This window comes from Moraxella sp. CTOTU48717, from assembly GCF_032057165.1.
Taxonomy (GTDB): Bacteria; Pseudomonadota; Gammaproteobacteria; order Pseudomonadales; family Moraxellaceae; genus Faucicola; species Faucicola tetraodonis.
This window is the reverse complement of sequence record NZ_DAMBBC010000004.1, coordinates 128,874-146,048: the sequence shown is the minus strand read 5'-3', so window position 1 is coordinate 146,048 and position 17,175 is coordinate 128,874. Positions and strand designations below refer to the sequence as shown.

The window sequence follows — 17,175 nt, the reverse complement described above, 5'->3', positions numbered from 1 at the left end:
TAAGTCGCTCACTGCTCGTCATTGGGCAGTGCTTTAATTATTGGGTTTGGTATTATTTGCGGGCGGTGATTTGCCAAACGCAAGTTTTTGGACAGGGCTACGTCCGATGACCCCCGATAGCACCCCTATCATTGGCGCGACTCGGTATCGCAATTTATTTTTGAACACAGGACATGGCACATTGGGTTGGACAATGGCGTGTGGCTCTGGCAAATTAATCAGCGATTTGGTGCTCGGCAAAACGCCTGACATTCGCATTGACGGCTTATCATTACAGCGTTATTCCTAGCATCTATTTTCTATCAGAAATATTTGTAAAGACTATGCATAAATAACATTTATCCGTTTACAAGGAAAACACCATGACCGCACACATTCAACGATTTGATAGCAATGACTATCTAAGTGAAATTACCATTTTTAACCAAGTGGTGTACCTCGCAGGACAAGTGCCAAATACCGACACTGCCGATATTCGCACACAAACCCAAGAGGTACTAGACAATATCGACGCCATGCTCGCCAAAGCCAATAGCGACAAATCACGTCTGCTAACCGCTCAGATTTTTATCAAGGATTTGGCGGATTTTGCGGTGGTGAATAGCATGTGGAGCGATTGGTTAACCGATTGCCCAAAGCCTACCCGTGCGACAGTCAAAGCTGAATTGGTTAATCCTTTATGGAAATTAGAAATTGTGGTAGTCGCAGCGCAAAATACCATAGACTAAATGAACACATAACCGCTCAAAAGGTTAAATAAAAAAGGTGCATGAATCGCACCTTTTTTATTTGTCTAACCTCTACATTAATAGCTCACGTTTACCACTTTTGGTCATGCCGCTCACCAAGCCCGCCTCTTCCATGGCATCAACGATTCGTGCTGCGCGGTTATAGCCGATACTAAATTTGCGCTGAATACTTGATGCAGAGACTTTACGGGTTTCGAGCAAAAACGCCACCACGTCATCATACAGTGGGTCTTCTTCGCCATTGCTAGACCCACTAGCATCACCACCGCTTGGCGCTGAGCTTAACTCAAAGTTATCAAACATATTATCAATATAATTAGGTGCGCCTCGCTCGCGCCATGCATCACATACACGGTTGACTTCCGCATCGCTGATAAAAGCACCATGTACACGGTTAGGCTCGATTTGACCAGGTCCTAAAAACAGCATATCCCCATGCCCAAGCATATCCTCTGCGCCACCGGCATCCAAAATGGTACGCGAGTCGACTTTTGAGTTGACGCGAAGTGCGGCACGGACGGGAATATTGGCTTTAATCAAACCAGTAATCACATCCACTGAGGGGCGCTGGGTCGCCAAAATCAAATGAATCCCTGCGGCACGCGATTTTTGCGCCAAACGGGTAATCAACTCCTCGGCTTGTTTGCCCACCTGCATAATCATGTCGGCAAACTCATCCGCCACAATCACAATTTGTGGTAACGGTTTTAATTTTGGCGCTCTATCTTGGCTGACACTGTCATTGGGTCGCCAAAGTGGATCCAGTAACGGCTCACCACTTTGTTCGGCTGCCATGACTTTTTTGTTGAATTCATCAAGTTTACGCACTTTGAATAATGACATCAGCTGATAACGACGCTCCATCTCAGCCACACTCCACGCCAAGGCACTGGCTGCTTCGGTCATATCGGTGACTACGGGAGTGAGCAGATGCGGAATATCGCCATAGTTGGCAAGCTCGAGCTGTTTGGGGTCAATCAAAATCAATCGCAGCTGTTCTGGTGTGTATTTGAGCAGCATTGACAATAACAGCGAATTCACCAATACTGATTTACCCGAGCCTGTGGTACCTGCTACTAGCATGTGTGGGGCTTTGGCTAAATCCGCAATAATCGGTCTACCTGCAATATCTTTGCCCATTGCCATGCTGATTAAGCCATCAGGGTCTTGATAAGCCTCTGTTTTCAGTAGTTCGATGAGTCGTACCATTTGGCGCTGCGGATTGGGTACTTCGATACCGATATAAGGTTTACCTGGAATGACTTCTACCACACGCACCGATGCCATGGATAGCGACCGAGCCAAGTCTTTGGCAATGCCCGTCACCTTGCTTGCTTTAAGTCCTGGCGCCAGCGAGACTTCAAAGCGCGTCACCACTGGACCCATTTGCGCATTGACCACTTCTGCTTTGATATTAAACTCTTGTAGCTTGATTTCTAACAGCGCTGACAACTGCTGCAACTGTTCGCGGCTGTAGCTTGGCTTGCGGTCAGGGTCTGGCAAATCAAGCAGCGATAACTCAGGTAACGGGCTTAAATTGGCACGATAAGCTGCGGTTTGCATGGCACGCGATTTCTGACTAAATAGGCTATCGTCATTGATATCAAGCGGCTGATTGACCTGAGGCGCTGCGGGCTGTTCGATTTGGTCGAGTAGCTCAGATTCCACCGAACGGCTGTGAGTCGGTATTGAAGGGGTTATCTCGTTGCTATTAATCTCGGTGGCAGCAATCTCGTTACCAGTAATCTGGGTGACGGCTTGCGCTGGACGTGCTATTTGGGTTGGCATCGGACTTGCTGCAGGGGTTGAAAATTCCGCTCCCACAGATGCGGCGGCATTTTCATCTGATGGATTAGCCCTAGCTTGCGCTGGGACTTGTCGCATACCCAATAACGATGCGACTGAGGGGGTTGGTGTTTCAATACCTTCTGCTTCAATGCCTTCTGTTTTAATGCCCTCGAACAGTGGCTCTAGCACAGGATTTTGTGATAAGTCATATCCAGCATCTACGCTATCTGCTAAATGATCCAAATCTGACAAGTCAATAGTCTTTTCCTGTCCAGCCATCTCTCGACTAGTCATAGGCTCAGAAATTTGTTTATCCGCTAGCTCCCCTGTACCTGCGGCAAACATCATAGAGGCTTCATCCATGTTTGTCATAGTTGACGATGTGTCTACACTAGGCTGCTTTGTCTGAGTTGGTTGAGTGATTTGCGATTCTACCTGTATCGAATGCGGTCTGTTCAAGGTAGGCATTTTAAACGGTTTTTTAATGATTTCACTTTGCAGTTTTTCATCGAGTTTTTTGGTCAGCTTGGTATTTGCCACATAGGTGGAGCTGACGGGTTTAAATGGATTGGTAGCATCGTTTTCTTCGAGCCATTCATAATCTTTGATTTCACTAAAACCCGTTTCATCCAAAAACGCATCGAGTGGACTACCGACAAACGCCTCATTATCCGCTAGATGACTACTGTCATAAGCGGCTTGTTCAGTGTCATGGGAGGCTAATGGCAAAGGCAGTTGCGCGGTGTCGTTTGGTTTTGCTTGACTTGCTTCTTGAGCAGTCGCCTTCAGCTCAGTATTGGTTTCTTCATCTGTAGCTTCAGCGTGTAGGCGGCTGCGAATAGCTTGACCTGATAAAATCTCATGCCAATGTAAATCAAAGGTAAATGTCACGGTGATCGCAATAAACACCAATAAAAACAACAAAGTCCCCCAGTAGGTTAATAAACTACTAAGCCCATTGCCGACGATTTGCCCGATCATGCCTTGCGCCAACCAGCCAAACGATAACACCCCTGTCAGCCCTGCGGTGGCAATGATTAAAAAGATATAACCCAAAAAACGTAACAAGCCATTAGGCTCTACATCATGGCGCCATACATTCCAAGCTTCATAACAGGCAATGACAATCAGCCACCAGCTCGCCGCACCCAAAAACGCATACAAAATATCAGCCAGCCACGCACCACCTGTGCCTGCCAAGTTACTGACTTCATTTGCCGCACTACTGATATGCGACCAACTAGGATCATTGGCAGAATAACTGATGAGGGACATGACTAACAACAATGCCACGATTAGCCAGATAATCGTAAGCACACTTTGACGAATATAATAAGACAACGCAATTTACCTTTGAATTTGAACCTGCTTTGGATAAGCCGTAGCCAACGCTTTGTTCAGCCATGACTGACTGATAATGATTGTGAAAAAACAATGATTTTGGGAAAACGTTGGTTACAATCACCCTTTTAATCGACTATCATATCAAATCTAAGTGGTGAGTTGCTGAGCTTTTTTTGCGAAAAATTGCTTTGTTAAATCAGCCAATTCAAGCCCTATGATAAATGCGGTTTGTGCCAACAAAGCCGGATAGTAGGGTATTTTTTTGATAACAAACTGACGCCATTTTTGAGCGTTGATTGAGCTTTGCTTGAGCGTTGATTTCGCGATGAATCTGTTATAAAAATAACATTTACTTGCTATTTTCGATGTTAGCCCCTATCTTACTTATGAATCAAAAATTAGCCTATTTTATTATTTAGTTTATTATTCAGCGATTGTTAGGAAAGACGTATGTCAGAAATTATCCATCACCAGCTTATTATTTTGGGTTCAGGTCCAGCGGGTTATTCTGCCGCCGTGTATGCAGCGCGCGCCAATTTAAAACCGGTCATTATCACAGGTATGCAGACTGGCGGGCAGTTGACTACCACCACGGAAGTTGATAACTGGCCTGGCGACCCACAAGGCTTGACGGGACCTGATTTGATGGTACGCATGCAAGCCCATGCCGAGCGTTTTGGCACCCAATTGGTGTATGACCATATCAACCAAGTGAACCTAACTCAGCGACCCTTCACCTTAGTCGGCAATAGCGCGACTTACACGTGTGACGCACTCATTGTAGCGACAGGGGCATCAGCCCAATACTTGGGTCTCGCCTCTGAACAAAAATTTATGGGGCTTGGCGTTTCTGCCTGTGCGACTTGTGATGGGTTCTTCTATCGCGGCAAACCTGTGGTGGTGATTGGCGGTGGCAACACAGCGGTTGAAGAAGCCTTGTATCTATCAAACATTGCAAGCCACGTCACCTTAGTGCATCGACGTGATAAATTAAAATCAGAAAAAATTCTGCAAGACCAATTATTTGAAAAACAAAAAAATGGCAATGTGACCATCGAATGGAACAGCCAAGTCAAAGAAGTGGTGGGTGATGACGCAGGCGTGACCGGTGTGGTGATTGAAAACCTCCAAGACCAGTCTACCAAAACCATCAACGCCCCTGGTATGTTCGTGGCGATTGGACACAAACCCAACACCGATATTTTCCAAGATCAGCTTGAAATGAATAATGGCTATATCGTGGTCAAAAGCGGTCTAGATGGCAATGCGACAGCGACAAGTGTCGAAGGCGTGTTTGCCTGTGGGGATGTGGCAGACCATATCTATCGCCAAGCGATTACCTCGGCAGGCACGGGTTGTATGGCGGCATTGGATGCAGAAAAATATTTAGATATCGTTAATCTAGCGAATGCCGATACCACGGTATCAGCCAACACCTCTGCTGTTTAGCTAATGTCTTGAACGATGCCATTGCCAAATCACCACCCCTTACAACGCCCTTTCGTTTGCCGTTATCAATTTCCCGACCCGATGGCGGCAGACCCTGACGGTGAAGGGTTAATTGCGCTGGGAGGTGATTTGGCGGCTGATACCTTAGTGTGTGCTTATCGCCAAGGCATGTTTCCTTGGTTTAATGAAGGCGAGCCCATCGCTTGGTGGTCGCCTGACCCGCGCTGTATTATTTATCCTAGCGATTTTTGCGCCAGTAAAACCCTAAAACGGCGAATCAAAAATGCAGGTTGGACGTTTTCCCTCAACCTTGCCTTTGCTAAGGTTATTGCCGCCTGTGCCGACACCCGTGCCTATGCCCAAGCTTCTACATCAGCCACTTGGATCAGTCCCGCTATGATTGAAGCGTATACGGCGCTACATGCCGAGCAAGTGGCTTACAGTGTCGAGATTTGGGATGATGATGAGCTGATTGGTGGTCTCTACGGGCTAAAGCTAGGACAAGCATTTTTTGGTGAAAGTATGTTTCACCGAGTCACAGATGCGTCTAAAGCGGCTTTTTTTGTGTTAATGCAGCTGTGTGCGCATTCCCAATTTGCTTGGGTGGACTGTCAGTTGCCTAACCCACATTTGCTGCGTTTAGGGGCATCCATCCTACCCAGAGCGGAATTTTTAGCTGGGCTTGCGCAACAATTATCGCTACCGAGTATTGATTGGTCATCGATTTGCGGTCAAAAATTGCCACTTAATCAACTGTTAAATGAGGATTTGATGACTTATTACCTACCTCCAACTACGCAAGCTTAGGTAAGTTAAGGGTATTTAAAAGCACCAATGACGTTAAAACCACCCCACCCCCCGACCAGTCTGGCACTGGCCAGCCAATTGACGCCGCTGCATCAATGTAGTTATTTGCCGGATCGTGCAGCACGTTTAGAGCTGATTGAATTAGCAAAGGATGAACGTTTAAGTACACCTCTTTTTTCTCAGTTTTCACGGCTCGGGTATCGGCGTAGTGGACAACATCTATACCGCCCTGTATGCTTCCATTGTCAACGCTGTATCTCTACACGTTTAGTAGTTAACGAGTTTGAACCCAATCGTACCCAGCGCAAACTATGGCAAAAATCGCACGAGATGGATGTGGTAATTACGGCTTGTGATGATGCCGATGAATCGCATTTTATGCTATATGCTCGCTATATCTGCGCTCGCCATAGTGATGGCGATATGTATCCACCCAATTTACAAGGGTTTAAACAGTTTCTACAATATAGCTTTACCCAGTCATTTTTTATGGAGTTTTGGCTTCATGATGAATTAGTCATGGTGGCAGTTTGCGACCAATTAGATGACGGCATATCCGCGGTCTATACTTTCTATGATCCCGATGCAACCATAAATAGTTTGGGCACCCTTGCGATACTTACCCAAATTGACTATGTTAAACGTCTTGGATTACCGTATTTATATTTAGGTTTTTGGGTACCAGATTCGGATAAGATGGCATATAAATCGCGTTTTTATCCCAGTGAATTATTAATCAATCAACAGTGGCATCGCTTCGATGAGGCTGTCACAGCCGCGCAAGTTGAGCCACTGCTTCAGCAGGCGATAAAAGCGCATTACCTAAACATGTGGAATACTACTTAGCATTTAATTTAGCATTGAATTTGCGCTGCATAATTAACGCATGGGTTTTGGTCATGTCATGATTATCGTAGTAATTTTTGCGAACGGCAACCTGTTCAAACCCATGTTTTTGATAAAATGCAATGGCAGCATGATTATCTTCTCTTACCTCTAATAGCATCCGCTCGGCACCCGTTGCTTGGCTCATTTGCGCCATAGCCGTTAACAATTGGCTTGCAATACCTTGCTGTTGATAATCAAGACAAGTTCCGATTCTTAAAATTTCACTATCTTCAAATATGTGGCTGTAAATGCAATAGCCAATCAATTGCTGATTCAGCTCGTCTGTCGCATAAATTATATGGTTAAATGGCTGCGCGAGCAGTGAATTGATTTGCGCAGCCGACCAAGCATCGTGGACAAACAGCTCGGATTCAATGTGTGCCAGCTGCGCCAGTACTTGCTGCGAAGTATTATCTTGTGGACTCGTTTTATCTAACTTATATATCTGTATTGCAGTCATAATTTATTTCCATAAAAAAAGAGCCACCGAAGTGACTCTTTTGTGTGCTTACTAACGATTAGTCGTTAACTTTAGCAACAACACCCGCACCTACAGTACGGCCACCTTCACGGATTGCAAAGCGTAAGCCTTGGTCCATTGCGATTGGGTGGATTAGCTCTACGTTCATTTCAACGTTATCGCCAGGCATTACCATCTCTGTACCTTCTGGTAATTGGATTGCGCCAGTTACGTCAGTGGTACGGAAGTAGAATTGTGGACGGTAACCATTTAAGAATGGGGTGTGACGACCACCTTCTTCTTTTGATAGTACGTATACTTCTGCGTCAAATTTGGTGTGTGGTTTGATTGAACCTGGTTTAGCCAATACTTGACCACGTTGTACGTCTTCACGTTTGGTACCACGTAGTAGTACACCACAGTTCTCGCCTGCACGACCTTCGTCTAGCAGTTTACGGAACATTTCAACGCCAGTACAGGTGGTTTTTGCGGTTGGTTTGATACCAACGATTTCAATTTCTTCACCAACTTTGATGACGCCTGATTCTACACGGCCTGTTACTACAGTACCACGACCAGAGATTGAGAATACGTCTTCGATTGGCATTAAGAATGGTTTGTCAATCGCACGTTCTGGTTCTGGGATGTAGCTGTCTAGGGTGTCAAGTAGTTCTAGTACGGCTGGTTCACCGTATTTGCCTTCGCCACCGTTTAGGGCTTCTAGGGCAGAACCTTTGATGATTGGGGTGTCATCGCCAGGGAAGTCGTAGCTTGATAGTAGTTCACGTACTTCCATTTCGACAAGTTCTAGTAGTTCTTCGTCATCAACCATGTCACATTTGTTCATGAATACCATGATGTATGGTACACCTACTTGGCGTGATAGTAGGATGTGTTCACGGGTTTGTGGCATTGGGCCGTCAGTGGCTGATACGACTAGGATGGCGCCGTCCATCTGTGCGGCACCAGTGATCATGTTTTTAACATAGTCAGCATGGCCAGGACAGTCTACGTGTGCGTAGTGACGTGCTTGGGTGTCATATTCAATGTGTGAGGTGTTGATGGTGATACCACGGGCTTTTTCTTCAGGGGCTGAGTCAATTGACGCGTAGTCTTTGGCTTCACCACCGTTGTGTTTTGCTGCTACGGTCGCAATCGCAGCTGTTAGGGTTGTTTTACCATGGTCAACGTGTCCAATGGTGCCTACGTTAACGTGTGGTTTAGTACGTTCAAACTTGGCCTTTGCCATAATTTAATCCTCTGATCATTGTTAAACTGTTAGCAATACCCTAGCTCAAAGCTATAAACCAACTGGTGTATCTGTATTGCCAGTGCTGGTGTTGCCAATTTGAGTGTTGCTAGGTCACTAAAATAGCAAATTTAACATAAATTTCAAGTTTTTTCCATAGCCTTCATCTTTATGGGTAAACTTTTTTGTTATTGCTAAAACAAAAGGCAACACATCTGTGCTGCCTTAACTATTTTTTAGTTTATCTCAATGTATTTTCTATAAAACTGGAGCTCATACCGAGAGTTGAACTCGGGACCTCTCCCTTACCAAGGGAGTGCTCTACCTCTGAGCTATATGAGCAAAACTTTGGTTTAGAATAATGGAGCGGGTGGCGGGAATCGAACCCGCACCATCAGCTTGGAAGGCTGAGGTTCTACCACTAAACTACACCCGCAATGCGACCCGCCCAAGCATACTGGACTTACTGTTAACGTGATTAGGGAATATTCAGATAACAATAGCAGGCAAATGGTGGTGGGGGAAGGATTCGAACCTTCGAAGCTCTCGCAACGGATTTACAGTCCGTCCCCTTTGACCGCTCGGGAACCCCACCATAGTTGTCTTTCAAGGTACGCTTAACACGATGTGTTAAAGGATGGTGCCGGCTGCCGGAGTCGAACTGGCGACCTACTGATTACAAGTCAGTTGCTCTACCAACTGAGCTAAGCCGGCGTATCGCTTGAAAGTGGTGAGCATTTTAGCAAATATTTTTAATCTTGCAAGCGTTTTTTTAGTTTTTTTTCATTTTTTTTGCTAAAACGAAAATTTAATGATTCAAATCCGCATTTTAGGCGCCTTGCGCCGCTTATTTGCTACCTAAACCCTAATACATCAACAACACGGATGCAATAATCAGCGCAATGATTACCACAATCATGATTGCGACTGTGGCGTTTTTCTTTGCCGTAGGTTTTGTTGGCTCACTTTTCATTGGCGTAGGTTTCATTGCATCAGTGTCTACTGTGCTAACTGGCGATGGTTGCGCTGGCTGAACGGGTGAGACAACGGGCTGTGATGATACTGCTACTGCCTCAGTGATGACAGGCGGCTGAGCCGGTGTATTAAGTAGCGGTGATGTGGGATTATCAATGCTTGCTACATCGACTGTTGTTGTCGGTGTAGAAGGTACGGATTGTTCGACGTGAGTGTTGCTCAGCTGCTCGCTAGGTAAAAAATCTTGCGTGGTAACGACATCTATCACAGGCGCGGCGTTGGCTGCAGCGTTCGCTGATATGGGCTCAACCGATGGAGTCGATTCAGTTTGGGTATGAATGTCAGTGGTGGGTGTAAAGCTTTCAATGTCTTGTAAACTATTGAGAAAACTATCACCATCCAGTGCGTCGACTGGGGCATTTACCACCAAAAATACCAAGTCAGCAAAGGCAAGTTCATCAGTGGCTTGCAAAGCATGCGCGTCTGTACCGATACGCTCACCATTGACAAAGGTACCATTGCTTGAGCCTAGGTCTTGCACATACAACTGCTCACCAATACAGTTAATCTTGGCGTGTTGGCGAGAGATTTGTGAGGTTGCTAATACCAAATTATTGCTATCGCTACGTCCGATGCTTAAGCTTTTATCAATATCTATAGTTAAATCCGCCAACGCTGGTGACAGCCCAATGAGTTGCCATGAAGTGCCTTGCGAGTTGTCGGTAAGGTTCATCGTATTCACTGCATTAGTTTGATAATTGTCCATGCAAGTCTCCTACTCCTAAGGGGTATTCAATATTATCATTATGCTTGGCATTATGGGACATTTTTAGGGATTTGTCACGGTGATGGTCTGCACCGCAGGCGGGGTCGCAATCACCACAGGCGTTTGAGCCATTTTTGCGCCCTGCCCTGTCTGCCCTGTAGATTGGGTAACGGTAGATTGGGTAATGGGCGCTTGGGTGATGGTGTTGCTCGCTGGGCGAGTGACAGTTGTGGTCGATGAACTGCCTTTGCGAGACACGTTTGATGACACGGGCGTGACGATATCGACATCATTGGCATACACTCTTGGGGTGTTTGATAAGCTTTGCTCGGCTGGGGTAACCAAGTCGTCTGTTGGCAATTTGACGCCATTTTGCACCGTATTGGTATTGGGGAACATGGCATTGATATTAAGTGGGATTTGTTTGAGCGTACCGTTTTTATCAATGACCAGTTGCATGGTACGAATACCGTCTAAGCTTTTTTCGGTCACGCTTGCCACCGCGCTACCATTACGCAAAATGGTCGGCTGTAAAAATACAATCAAATTGGTTTTGTCCGAGTTTTTGCTTTTTGAGCGAAATAAATTACCAAGAATCGGCGCATCACCCAATCCTGGGACTTTTTGCTGACCATAGGTGCTATTATCACGCATCAAACCACCCAATGCCACGGTTTGTTGGTTATCCGCTAAAATGGTGGTTTTGATTAAATTCTTGTTGGTGACGACACCGCTCACGTTATTGAGGGTGCCATCGACAATGGAGGACACTTCCTGCGAAATCTCAAGTCGCACTGAGCCATTATCACCAATATGCGGAATGACATTAAGATTGATACCGACATCTTGACGGCTCACAGTTTGAAACGGTGTGGTTGATGAGTTACTTGCCGTGGTATAAGAGCCGGTCACAAATGGCACGTTCTGCCCTACCAAAATATTGGCTTTTTCGTTATCCAATGTCAAAATAGAGGGCATGGATAACAGATTGGCGTTGTTGGTTTTATTGATGGCTTGCAAAATCGCGCCATAAAACTCACGATTCCCGTTACTATCGGTTTTACTCGTACCAATCCCCAACAGCGCGCCTGCCACGGAGGCTGCCGCCGTACCTGGGGTTTTGCTTAATATCTCAGATGCCAGTCCTACTGCAGAGGCACCGATGTTATTGAAGTTAATTACCCCTACGCCGCTATTGGCATTGCCCATTGCCCATTGTACGCCAAGTTGCTGGGTATCATTGCCTGAGATTTCCATGATCGCTGCTTGAATCAACACTTGGTCACGGCGAGTATCTAGCTCATTAATAGCATTTTCGATTTCTACCATTAACTCTGGGTTGGCATTGACAATGACGGAATTTTGGGTTTGGTCAGCGATAATGCTAAAAGGTCTACCTTGATAGCCGTTGTTTTGCGTAGTCGTTGTGTTGCTAGTGGAGGAGGTATTTAGCGGTGAGCCTGTCGGTGACGCTGCAGTATTGCTGGTGGTCAATGCACTGTTATTACTGGTATTGCTAGCAGATTGAAACATTGAGCTTGCTTGCAAGGTGGTTTGGTCACCTGAGCTATTGATGGATTGATAGGCAAGCAGTCCGCGCAGCATTTCTGCAATATGGGTGGCACTGGCATATTTTAGACGAAACACGCGAAGCCCACTGAGACGTTGCGTTGGCACGGTGTCTAACTGCTCTACCATTCGCTGTACTTTGGCTGTCATCTCGGCACTACCTTTGACGAGCAGCCTATCAGAAATCGGGTCAGCAATAATATTGATCAGGCTGCCACCGGTTGATGCCACAGCAGCCTGCCCTGATTGACCCGTAGCAGCTGGCGCTGTACCACTGCCCGTCCCTGTCAGTGAGCTTAATAAATCCATCATGCGCTTGGCATCTACATGACGCAGCGGAATAATGGTCAGCTTGTCATTCATATTGCTATCAAGATCGCTAATCAATTTTGCGTATTGATTGAGGCTGTCGGCGCGGTCAGAGAGGATAATCGCATTGACATTTGGCACCACAGCGGCATTGGCATACGGCGGCATCATCGGACGGATGACGTTTAAGATATCATTGGCATTGGTGTTGGTGAGATAATAGATGCGGGTCGCCATTTGGCTACCTGCGGTATTACCCCGCAAGTCCACATCCACCCCTGCTTGCTTGGCAACGGTATCAGGGACCAGCTCTGTGGTCAGCCCGCGATCAATCGCTACAATGCCATTGACTTTCATCACGGCTAAAAACAAGTCATATACTTCTTGACGAGATAAGGGTTTGTTTGAAATCACCGTCACATTGCCATTAATGCGTGGGTCTAGCACAAAGTTCTTTTGCGTGATGGTGGCAATTTGGTCGATAAACGCCTTGATATCAGCGTCTTGCAAATGCACTTTATAGCCAGTGGCTGCATGCGCAGCTGACAGACCACTGCTAAGCAAACTGATACTCATAGCCAGTGTCGTGCTCAAAAATAGTGGCTTTAGCATGGTTGGGTATTTCATAATTTACCTTATCAATTTTTAACGCATGTCACCGACTTGTGTCTCACGTAGCGATGACGTCTGTAACTTTTTACTATCTTTTATCAAAATGACTGGCGTACTGTCACGACTTGGTCGCCGCGCTGAACTTGGATTTGCGCTTGTCCTGCTTGTTGTACTTGACGTAGTAGCTGGGCATCTTGTGTTGGGTTTTGACCCACGTTTTGTCCATTGACGGAGAGGACTTTATCCCCTGTTTGTAGCCCCAATCGGTTTTTTAGTCCTGCGGACATGGCGTCGGTCACCAAATAGCCCTGCCCTGTCGCTGCCACACCCATTTGGCTTAGATACCCTGATGCATTTTGCTGAAGCCCTTGAATCGCCCCACCAATGGCTGACGATGCACCGCTTGGCGAGGTATTGGCACCATTTGACGTCGCCATACTGGGCGCAGAATCCTCTCGATCATGGGGGTCGCCTGTAGCCACTGGCGCGCCGCCAATCGCTTGTGGCGCAGCGCCGCCTAAGCTCGGTGTGGGGGTTTGTCCCATATTTGAGCCGTTGCCCACGCCTGCTGCACCGTTGGCTTGCGCTTTGGCTCTGATAGCCTCGCTTTGGTCAAGAAAAAACGGTTGCCCAAATGGCACTTTACTGGTTTGACCACTGGCATCTGCCACTATTACAAAATCGGCTGCGACTTTGACCAATTTATAACCACTGCCATCAATCATGTCGTTGATACGATAGCTTAAGGTTTTACCATTGGCGGTCAAAATTGCATACGATTGACTCTCTGGGGTGGCAATGGTCACGCCCACCACTTTAATATCTGGGGGTGTCGCTGCCGGCGCTTGCGGGGCAGTTGGCTGAGCAAAAAAATCTAATGCATTGCTATTGGCAGATTGTGCGACCAAGTTCGTCTGCAAGGGGATTGGGGTGAGTGCGGGGGGTTTGGGCGGGGCAACCAATAGCCAAATCGCTTGGCTTAATTGCCACACCAACCAAAAAATAGCTGCCAGTAGCAACCAAGGATACAGTTTTTCCACCACCGCCATCGGCACAAATTTACCAGTCGTTGTTTTACGGCTCAACGAGGGGCGCTGGGTGGCTTTTATCATATCTGCTATCATCGCTGAGTCTCTAATTACCCATACTGGTCAAAGGTTGGCGAATGGACACCACCACACTGTCATCAGCCCCTTTGCCTTGGTACGCTGGCATATTTTTGAGCAGCCGCTGGGTCAATGACACATCTATCATATTATCTTGGTCAAGATAAAAATCCCCCAATCGCTCACCTTGCGGTGTAGTAAGGGCTAAATGCAAGCTTTTACCTTGCGCTGCCTTGTTGCTACTATTGGCACCATTGTTGTCTGCTGGCTGCACACTGGCTTTATCTGCGCTTAAGTTGCCTTGCATGGTCGGGAGTTTGATGAGGTAGTTTTTGCCGCCTGTGGGATACCCCAAATCACCGCCTGCCCAGTTCATGTTGCCTTTGGCGGTTTGATAGCCTTGCTTATTTTTTTCAATCGACATTTCTTTGATGGTAATCGGTGTGTCGGGTAATTGCCAACTGACCAACTGCGCCAATGTATCAGGGCTGATTTTGCCGTTGAAATCATTGGCTTGCCAGCTGGTTTTATTGAATTTGACCACCCCTTGCAAGTCGGTTTTGCCAGAGCGGATATCGACTGCCATACCCAGTTTGCCCATCAATAAATGCCACGGTTGCCAGCGCCAATCGACACTACCCGCCAGCGGCGTATTGGGGCGCGCATTGATTTGCCAATTGGCTTGACCTTGCCAAAGGTTGCCGGATATTTGCTGCAAGTAAGGGTTGTTTGGGGCAAATTTTTGCAGCAACCACGCTGCAGGTAGCTGAATCAACAAGCTTAAGCAAAGCAAAACCAGACCTACCAGCCACCATAGTTTTGTCGGACGTAATGAATTGACACTTGCCAAACTTGAATACCTTTTACAATGATTTTTGACACCAATATTTTTGACATCAATAAAGTGACACAATCCACAAGCAGCTTAACCAACAATCAAATAATTCATGCAGGATAAAAATTGCCATTAGCGCAAAATTTTGAACCCACTCTGCGCCAACGCTCGAATATTTTTCTAACTAAAATCAAACGCTTTATCATAACTGATTTTTATTGCGTTGTAATGTCAATCCATAAAAAATCAAAATTTTGTCAGGCTTGTTTTGGGCAGACTGTTTATTGCGGCTACCTGCCATACTCACTACAATTTGCAACCGACTTTATCACCATGAGTTTGCTACAATCACCTCACCAAGCCGGTTAAAACTATAATGCAAAACACAAGGAAAATAGCATGCAATTTGATACATTGCCACAACTGGGCGATAGCGTCTCCAAAATTTGCTTAGGCACCATGACCTGGGGACAGCAAAACAGCGAGCAGGATGCCCATGAACAAATGGATTATGCCCTTGCCCAAGGTGTGAACTTTTGGGATACCGCTGAGATGTATCCGTCACCCCCTGATAAAGACAAACAGGGTGATACCGAGCGCTTTATGGGTAGCTGGTTTGCCAAGACAGGCAAAAGAAATGGTGTCGTATTGGCGAGTAAAATCTCTCGCAATTACTTTTTGCGCGATGGCAATACCAAGTTTGATAAAAAAACCATTCGTGCGGCATTAGATAGCAATCTACAGCGTTTGCAAACCGACCATATCGATATTTATCAGCTACACTGGCCAGAGCGTCAGACCAACTTTTTTGGTCAACGCGGCTATACAGAAAGTATGGCGCAGCAAGACACCAAAGAATTGACGCCATTTTTGGAAACCATCGAAGCCCTCAATGATGAAATCACCAAAGGTCGAATCCGCGCTTATGGGTTATCCAATGACACCCCTTGGGGGGTCATGCGCTACTTAGCAGAAGCCGATAAACATGGGCTTGCTAGACCTATCACCATACAAAATCCGTATAGTTTACTCAATCGCTTGTATGAAGTGGGACTGGCAGAAATTAGTCACCGCGAGCAAATTGGGCTACTTGCCTACTCACCGCTAGCATTTGGTGTGTTATCAGGCAAATATTTGGGCGGTAACAAGCCTGCCAACAGTCGCTTGAGCCTTTATAACCATTTTACCCGTTATTTGAATGCGCAAGCGCAACAAGCCACCCAAGCCTATGCCGAGGTCGCCAAAAAACATCATCTAGATATGGCACAAATGGCACTGGCGTTTGTCAATAGCCGCTCGTTTGTGACTGCCAACATCATTGGGGCAACCACCACTCAGCAACTAGCCAGCAATATCGCGTCCGTAGACTTGGTATTATCTCAAGAGGTATTGGCTGATATCGAAGCGGTGCAGACCTTATACCCGAACCCTGCGCCTTAGACCTTGTAACCCTTAAACCCTGTAACTTAAATCTGCATCTTAGACCCTGCACCTTACTAGCAGGCTACTATCAGAAAAAACGGCATAAAAAATCCTTGCAACAGTGTGACTGTGCAAGGATTTTTTTTAAAGCTAGTAAAATTTAAAGTCTAGAACGGGATATCATCATCAACTGCGCCTGGTTTTGGCATTGCCATGGCTGGGTTTTGTTGGGGATTTTGGGCAGGCTGATTATTGCCTGTATTTGCCCCTTGTGGCGCTTGGTTGCCATTCATAAATGGGTTATTGCCAAATCCTGCATTTTGACCCGCTTGGGGCGCAACTTGGTTATTAGTTTGGGCATTATTTTGGTTTGGATAGCCACCAAAATGATTGGGTGCTTGGTTGCCACCTTGGTTGTAGCCAACTTGATTATAACCACCTTGGGGCTGGTTTTGGTAGGTTGTGCCGGCAGTGTTGTTATTAGCAATACCGCCTTGAACGCCGCCTGCTGTGCCAAGCATTTGCATTTGGTCGGCACGAATCTCTGTGGCGTAACGCTCTACGCCATTTTGATCGGTGTATTTACTGGTGCGAAGGCTACCTTCGATATAGACTTGGCTACCTTTACGCAGGTATTGCGCTGCAATTTCACCGAGTTTATTAAACAATGAAATACGGTGCCATTCGGTTTGCTCACGGCGCTCACCTGTTTGTTTGTCGTTCCACTGCTCACTTGTCGCCACGGCGATACGCGTCACGCTACCGCCATTGGCAAATTGTTTGACTTCAGGATCTGAACCAAGGTTGCCTACAATAATTACTTTATTTACGCCGCGCATAGAATTTC

Annotated in this window: 13 protein-coding genes, 4 tRNA genes and 1 pseudogene; 6 read left to right on the top strand and 12 right to left on the bottom strand. The window is 46.4% G+C overall.

What is annotated here, in order from left to right; genetic code table 11:
• Positions 1–52: 52 nt before the first annotated feature.
• Positions 53–289 (top strand): annotated as a pseudogene (locus RT084_RS04240) (FAD-dependent oxidoreductase); the annotation flags it as partial.
• Between the two features lie 73 nt (positions 290–362).
• Complete coding sequence (locus tag RT084_RS04235; protein WP_312383954.1) at positions 363–728, top strand: RidA family protein; 366 nt, start codon at positions 363–365, stop codon at positions 726–728.
• Between the two features lie 72 nt (positions 729–800).
• Here RT084_RS04235 and RT084_RS04230 read toward each other — a convergent pair whose 3' ends face one another.
• Positions 801–3,878, bottom strand: coding sequence for a DNA translocase FtsK (locus tag RT084_RS04230; RefSeq protein WP_312383952.1), 3,078 nt, complete (start codon positions 3,876–3,878; stop codon positions 801–803).
• Positions 3,879–4,331: 453 nt separating this feature from the next.
• Between RT084_RS04230 and trxB the strand changes: the two genes are divergently transcribed.
• The 3 genes from trxB to RT084_RS04215 are packed head-to-tail and all read left to right on the top strand — an operon-like array spanning position 4,332 to position 6,983.
• Entirely contained in the window at positions 4,332–5,330 is a 999-nt protein-coding gene (trxB, locus tag RT084_RS04225; RefSeq protein WP_060996059.1) for a thioredoxin-disulfide reductase, read from the top strand.
• 15 nt (positions 5,331–5,345) lie between these two features.
• Positions 5,346–6,137 (top strand): leucyl/phenylalanyl-tRNA--protein transferase, encoded by a 792-nt coding sequence (gene aat, locus RT084_RS04220; RefSeq protein WP_282850297.1) that lies wholly within the window; start codon positions 5,346–5,348, stop codon positions 6,135–6,137.
• Between the two features lie 27 nt (positions 6,138–6,164).
• Positions 6,165–6,983: an arginyltransferase gene (locus RT084_RS04215; protein ID WP_312383946.1), complete on the top strand. Its 819-nt coding sequence runs from the start codon at positions 6,165–6,167 to the stop codon at positions 6,981–6,983.
• Here the strand turns inward: RT084_RS04215 and rimI are convergent.
• The 10 genes from rimI to gspN all read right to left on the bottom strand — a co-directional run bounded on the left by rimI (position 6,976) and on the right by gspN (position 14,921).
• Positions 6,976–7,485, bottom strand: a complete 510-nt coding sequence (rimI, locus tag RT084_RS04210) for a ribosomal protein S18-alanine N-acetyltransferase (RefSeq protein WP_076775268.1) — start codon at positions 7,483–7,485, stop codon at positions 6,976–6,978. The two genes, RT084_RS04215 and rimI, sit on opposite strands and share 8 nt — an antisense overlap.
• A 58-nt stretch (positions 7,486–7,543) precedes the next feature.
• Positions 7,544–8,734, bottom strand: a complete 1,191-nt coding sequence (tuf, locus tag RT084_RS04205; RefSeq protein WP_007117403.1) for an elongation factor Tu — start codon at positions 8,732–8,734, stop codon at positions 7,544–7,546.
• Between the two features lie 267 nt (positions 8,735–9,001).
• Positions 9,002–9,076 (bottom strand) — tRNA-Thr (locus RT084_RS04200).
• Positions 9,077–9,096: 20 nt separating this feature from the next.
• Positions 9,097–9,170, bottom strand: a tRNA-Gly gene (locus RT084_RS04195).
• 75 nt (positions 9,171–9,245) lie between these two features.
• Positions 9,246–9,329 (bottom strand) — tRNA-Tyr (locus RT084_RS04190).
• A gap of 43 nt (positions 9,330–9,372) precedes the next feature.
• Positions 9,373–9,448: transfer RNA gene (locus tag RT084_RS04185), tRNA-Thr, on the bottom strand.
• A gap of 151 nt (positions 9,449–9,599) precedes the next feature.
• Positions 9,600–10,475 (bottom strand): FHA domain-containing protein, encoded by an 876-nt coding sequence (locus tag RT084_RS04180; RefSeq protein WP_312536708.1) that lies wholly within the window; start codon positions 10,473–10,475, stop codon positions 9,600–9,602.
• 63 nt (positions 10,476–10,538) lie between these two features.
• Positions 10,539–12,929, bottom strand: a complete 2,391-nt coding sequence (gene gspD, locus RT084_RS04175) for a type II secretion system secretin GspD (RefSeq protein ID WP_409519591.1) — start codon at positions 12,927–12,929, stop codon at positions 10,539–10,541.
• Between the two features lie 134 nt (positions 12,930–13,063).
• On the bottom strand, positions 13,064–14,089 hold the full coding sequence (locus RT084_RS04170; protein ID WP_313097709.1) for a type II secretion system protein N: 1,026 nt from the start codon (positions 14,087–14,089) through the stop codon (positions 13,064–13,066).
• Between the two features lie 10 nt (positions 14,090–14,099).
• Positions 14,100–14,921 (bottom strand): type II secretion system protein N, encoded by an 822-nt coding sequence (gene gspN, locus RT084_RS04165; protein ID WP_312383934.1) that lies wholly within the window; start codon positions 14,919–14,921, stop codon positions 14,100–14,102.
• Between the two features lie 384 nt (positions 14,922–15,305).
• Between gspN and RT084_RS04160 the strand changes: the two genes are divergently transcribed.
• Entirely contained in the window at positions 15,306–16,346 is a 1,041-nt protein-coding gene (locus tag RT084_RS04160) for an NADP(H)-dependent aldo-keto reductase (RefSeq protein WP_312383932.1), read from the top strand.
• Between the two features lie 149 nt (positions 16,347–16,495).
• On the opposite strand, the gene ssb is transcribed toward RT084_RS04160, so the two are convergent.
• On the bottom strand, positions 16,496–17,167 hold the full coding sequence (ssb, locus tag RT084_RS04155; RefSeq protein ID WP_050325777.1) for a single-stranded DNA-binding protein: 672 nt from the start codon (positions 17,165–17,167) through the stop codon (positions 16,496–16,498).
• Between the last annotated feature and the right edge of the window lie 8 nt (positions 17,168–17,175).

What these genes read in the sequence shown, in the direction of transcription:
- ssb (WP_050325777.1), bottom strand. Translation starts at nt 17,167, where the DNA reads ATGCGCGGCGTAAATAAAGTAATTATTGTAGGCAACCTTGGTTCAGAT.
- RT084_RS04180 (WP_312536708.1), bottom strand. Translation starts at nt 10,475, where the DNA reads ATGGACAATTATCAAACTAATGCAGTGAATACGATGAACCTTACCGAC.
- RT084_RS04235 (WP_312383954.1), top strand. Translation starts at nt 363, where the DNA reads ATGACCGCACACATTCAACGATTTGATAGCAATGACTATCTAAGTGAA.
- RT084_RS04215 (WP_312383946.1), top strand. Translation starts at nt 6,165, where the DNA reads ATGACGTTAAAACCACCCCACCCCCCGACCAGTCTGGCACTGGCCAGC.
- RT084_RS04170 (WP_313097709.1), bottom strand. Translation starts at nt 14,089, where the DNA reads ATGATAGCAGATATGATAAAAGCCACCCAGCGCCCCTCGTTGAGCCGT.
- trxB (WP_060996059.1), top strand. Translation starts at nt 4,332, where the DNA reads ATGTCAGAAATTATCCATCACCAGCTTATTATTTTGGGTTCAGGTCCA.
- aat (WP_282850297.1), top strand. Translation starts at nt 5,346, where the DNA reads ATGCCATTGCCAAATCACCACCCCTTACAACGCCCTTTCGTTTGCCGT.
- RT084_RS04160 (WP_312383932.1), top strand. Translation starts at nt 15,306, where the DNA reads ATGCAATTTGATACATTGCCACAACTGGGCGATAGCGTCTCCAAAATT.
- gspD (WP_409519591.1), bottom strand. Translation starts at nt 12,929, where the DNA reads ATGAGTATCAGTTTGCTTAGCAGTGGTCTGTCAGCTGCGCATGCAGCC.
- rimI (WP_076775268.1), bottom strand. Translation starts at nt 7,485, where the DNA reads ATGACTGCAATACAGATATATAAGTTAGATAAAACGAGTCCACAAGAT.
- tuf (WP_007117403.1), bottom strand. Translation starts at nt 8,734, where the DNA reads ATGGCAAAGGCCAAGTTTGAACGTACTAAACCACACGTTAACGTAGGC.